Annotated in this window: 1 protein-coding gene; it reads right to left on the bottom strand. The window is 71.0% G+C overall.

Features of this window, described 5'->3' with window-relative positions; genetic code table 11:
* Positions 1–533: hypothetical protein (locus tag AC1DY5_RS58130; protein ID WP_478123115.1), on the bottom strand; the 533-nt coding region annotated here is incomplete at its 3' end.
* Between the last annotated feature and the right edge of the window lie 25 nt (positions 534–558).

The raw sequence follows: 558 nt of genomic DNA on the forward strand, positions 1-558 counted from the left end.
GCGGGCGTGGCCGGGGACTCGCCATCGGGGCCAACGATGGTCAGCGCGACCAGATAGCGGCCTGGCGGCAGTGCGCCACCCGTGCCGGCGGTGATGGCCGGGATGCGCTCGAGCGGCTGGGTGACGGCGGGCCGGTCCTGGCCGGCTTTCACGCGACGAATCGATGCGCCGTTGCTCCAGTAAACCTCGCCATCGCCCCCGCGCGAGTAGGAGACGGGCAGCCGGGGCATGCCGGCGCGCACGGTGGTGCTGGCGATGCTCGCGCCGTTCGCTTGGAGCGACACGAGCACGTCGTTCAGGACCGCGAAGGCCTCCTTGGGGTCCGCCCACAGCGAGTGCGCCGTGCCGCCGATCGCCAGGGTCATGCCGCGGCGCCGGCGCAGGTAGCCCTTGTCGTTGAGGTCGACGTTCTCCGCGCCATAGAGGTAGGTCGCGGCCTTGCCGTCAGACGTGGCGGTCGCGAGTTGGGTGGGCTCCAGCCTGTTGTTCAGGCCAGGGGCCAGGGAGCCGAGCTTGACCGGGCGCATCGTCATCGATCACACCCAGAAGGCCACGTTG

This window comes from Variovorax sp. P4_D9, assembly GCF_056401695.1.